At 64.6% G+C, this 3,782-nt stretch carries 2 protein-coding genes; both read right to left on the reverse strand.

The features are described from left to right. Positions 1 to 33 precede the first annotated feature (33 nt). Complete coding sequence (locus tag CFR78_RS15820) at positions 34 to 3,003, reverse strand: Tn3 family transposase (RefSeq protein ID WP_110581365.1); 2,970 nt, start codon at positions 3,001 to 3,003, stop codon at positions 34 to 36. A 3-nt stretch (positions 3,004 to 3,006) separates the two neighbouring features. Beyond that, positions 3,007 to 3,591, reverse strand: a complete 585-nt coding sequence (locus tag CFR78_RS15825) for a recombinase family protein (RefSeq protein WP_110581366.1) — start codon at positions 3,589 to 3,591, stop codon at positions 3,007 to 3,009. Positions 3,592 to 3,782 lie beyond the last annotated feature (191 nt).

Genomic DNA, 3,782 nt, shown 5'->3' on the forward strand with positions numbered 1-3,782 from the left:
GGGGGACGTACATAAAACGGGCACAGATATACGCTAAGGATTATCGGTGATTGTGATGGCTTGCCGGAGCGGGCGGAGTTTCCCTTCCGGGATGCCGGCGTCGGTCCAGAGGTAATCCCCGGTCAGGTTGATATGCTGCCACCCCAGCGGAGAGAGATGCTGGAGCAGATCAGGCGCAACGGATCGTCCTTGACGTTCGAGATGCCGCATTGCGGCTCCGAGATAGGTGGTGTTCCACAATACGACGGCGCTGGCGACGAGATTGAGCGCGCTCGCCCGATGTCCCTGGGCTTGCAGTCCGTGATCGCGGATCCGGCCGGTGCGATGGAAAAAGATGGCGCGCTTGAGGGCGTTCTGGGCCTCTCCCTTGTTCAACTCGCGGGTGGCGCGGCGGCGTTCCTCGGGGAGCTCGATCCAGTCGAGCGTGAACAGCGTACGCTCGACGCGGCCCATCTCTCGCAGGGCAAGGGCGAGACCGTTCGCGCGAGGATAAGAACCGAGCCGTTCCAGCATCAGCGACGCGCTGGTGACGCCGGTACGGATTGAGGTGGCGAGCCGGATCACGTCGTCCCAGTGCTCGGAGATCAGGCGTTCGTCGATCGGCTGGGCCACCAATGGGACGACAGTCGACCCTGGCTTCATGTCGCTGAACAGATGCAGGCGTCTGTTACCGATGTTGGGGATACGCGGGGCGAAACGGAAACCGAGGAGATGGCATAGGGCGAACACATGATCCGAAACGCCCCCGCCATCGGTATGGTGACGCTCGATCGCAAGGTCGGCGCCATGATGGAGCAGGCCGTCGAGTACATGCGCGGCCTCGCTGGCACCGGCGGAGATGACTGTGGAATGGAACGGCGCGTAGCGATCGGAGACGTGGGTGTAAAAGGAGATGGCGGGTTCGCTGCCCTTGTGCGGATTGACGGCGCCGGTCGCCTGCGCGCGTCGATCGAGCGGGAAGTGCTGCCCGTCCGAGCTGGACGCGGTGCCGTCGCCGAACAACGCGGCAAGCGGCAGCCGATGCTGCGCCTCGACCAGCCTCGCCAGCGCCGCGCCGTAGCTATCCTCGCGCAGGTGCCAGGCCGAGAGCCAGCCGAGCTGACGCCGAGTTACCAATCCACAGGCCTCGGCCATGCGGGCGTGGCCGAGATTGGTCGCATCGGCAAGAACGGCGGTAAGGATCGCGCGGGGATCGTCGTGTGACCGGCCGGTAGTCAAATGCGTGAAGCAGTCGGCAAATCCCGTCCAGCGATCCACGTCGGCCAGCAGATCGGTGATCCGGATGGCCGGCAGGCGTGCGTAGAGGGGCGCCAGGGCGTCCTCTGCCTCGTCTGGAGTGATCGCGCGCAAAGGCGAGATGCGCAGCCTCCCCTCAGCGATCCGCACGTCTTCGAGCGTATCGGTGGACGCTTTCACCTCTATCTCGGCGAGCCGGCGCGTGAGCAGCGCCTTGCGTTCCGCCAGCCAGACCGCTGCGGTATCAGCGACGGCGATCGGCAGGGGGCCGGCCTCGCGCATCGCGGAAAAAACCGGCTTTGGAATAAGCTGGTGCTCTACGGCGCGATAGCGCCGGCTTCCCTCGACCCACATATCCCCCGCGCGCAGCCGGTCGCGCAGTTCCGCCAGGACGCAGAACACGAAGATGCGGCGGTTGAGACCAGCACGGTCGATCCGCTTCCGCCAACTCGTCCGGACAAAGCCGAGCGGCACGTCGGCCGGAAGTCTGTGCCGGCCGACGGCGAGGCCGCGCAGGGTCTCGACAGCTTGGGCAAGAGGTGCGCAGGCGGGAACAGCCCCGAAAGTGAAGGCGGCGACGAACGCCGGACCGATCTGGCGCAGGATCGGTGCGTTCTCCCGGGAGAGTGCCACGGGATCGAGCGGATCAGGACGAACGAGACGACGGGCTTCCGCGACTTCCCGTGTCAGCGCGTCCCAGCCGATGACGCCCTCGATCGCCGCGTATGGATCGGCGTCGTCAGCGCGGGCGCTCAACACCGCATCGCCGATTTCGGCCAGAAGGCGGATTTTGGCGTTGATGGTCCGACGATCGCGTTTCAATGCGGCTTCCTCGCGCCGTTCCGCCCGGCGGAACAACTGACCGAACAGACGCTCGAACATGAGCACCGCGTCGTCTGTCAGCGTCATCTGCGTCTCGATGGCTGTGGCGACCAGCACCGCGCGCCGCCGTGCCGGGTTCAACGAGGTGAGATGTTGCGCCGTGAGGCGCGCGCCTTCCTGGCACAATCGGCGAAGCCGCTCCGGGTGAATGGTGTCCACGAGGCCGGAATCCAGGTCGATCGCACGCAGGAGCGACAACCGGTCGAGGATCGCGGCGAAGGCACGCCTCCCGGGCTGGCCAGGAGGCTGACGCACCCAGGTGAGGCTACTGATATGGCTGCCGCTATGCGGCTGGAGGAGGGCGTCGAGCCGATCGCGCTGGTCGGCGGTGAGATGCCGCGTCAGCAGCTCGCAGACATACCGCTCGGCATCGAGCAGCGCCTTGCCCACCATGCGTTCGATCTGGGTGATACCAGGCACGACGATGCATCGCCGGCGAAATTCGCCCAGCAGCATCCGTGCGAGAACGATTCCGCTGCTGGACGTCAGGGCCGCAGGCAGAAGCCAGGCCTGAAGCTCGATCTGGAGCGGCCGACAGAACTGCTGGAATCCGAATGTTCCACGCAGCGTATCGAGCTGTTCGTAGCGGGTCGGCCCACGCACGGCATAGTCGGCGAGCGCGTCCGGCTCGATCCCGAGTTGATCCCCTATGAAGGCGAGCGGGATCTGAGGGATCAGCTCCCCCGGCCGGAGCAGCCGCCCCGGGTAGCGCAGCGCGCAAAGCTGGATAGCAAAGCCCAACCGATTGTGCGCCCTTCTCCGACTGACAATGACACGCAGGTCATCGGGAGTGAGCGTCCAGTAGCGCACCAGGTCGGCCTCGTTTTCGGGCAGGGCAAGCAGCAACAGGCGCTGCGCCTCGGTCAGAACGGAACGGCGCGGCATCTGTCAGGTTCTGCCGGGAGGCGTCCAGCCAATCCGCGCCAGCGTGTCGATCAGCGTCGAGCGCGGTACACCGAAGTTGCGGCATATAGCCGCTTTGCTGGCGCCGCCTTCGAGGGCGACGGTAATCGCCGCGATCTTCTCCGCGTCGATCGCGGGCGGCCTACCGCCGCGCCGACCCCGGCGCCTGGCGGCCGCCAGCCCCGCCATGACCCGTTCGTGCGTCAAGGCGCGTTCATATTGGGCGAGTGCGCCGAACATCGAGAACAGCAACTCGCCTTGCGCGGTTGCCGTATCCATATGTTCGGTCAAGGATCGGAAAGCGATGCCACGCTCCCGAAAATCTCCGATAATATCAAGAAGATGCGATAGAGAACGGCCCAGACGGTCGAGTTTCCAGACCACCAGCGTATCCCCTTCCTTGAGCCAGGCGAGGCACGTCTTGAGGCCAGGGCGATCGTCGCGGGCACCAGGGGCCTTGTCGGAATGAATGTGGCGTGCATCGACGCCAGCCGCGATCAGCGCATCGCGCTGGAGATCCACTGACTGGCGTTCGTCGGCTGAGGACACTCGCATATAACCGACCAGCATGTACGACAAACCTCATCAGAAGAGTTTCCGCACAGTAATCCAAAGCGACATGGTTTGTCGTGCGGTTTTTGCTACCTTGGCGGCTATCTTTTCCCGGCAAGAAAAAAATGACGGAAAACACCTGTTTCCCGTCATATACTCTCAGCAGCCAGCCTTAGCGTATATCTGTGCCCGTTCTATGTACCGACCCC

Origin of the sequence: Komagataeibacter rhaeticus, from assembly GCF_003207855.1 — a bacterium.
GTDB lineage: Bacteria > Pseudomonadota > Alphaproteobacteria > Acetobacterales > Acetobacteraceae > Komagataeibacter > Komagataeibacter rhaeticus.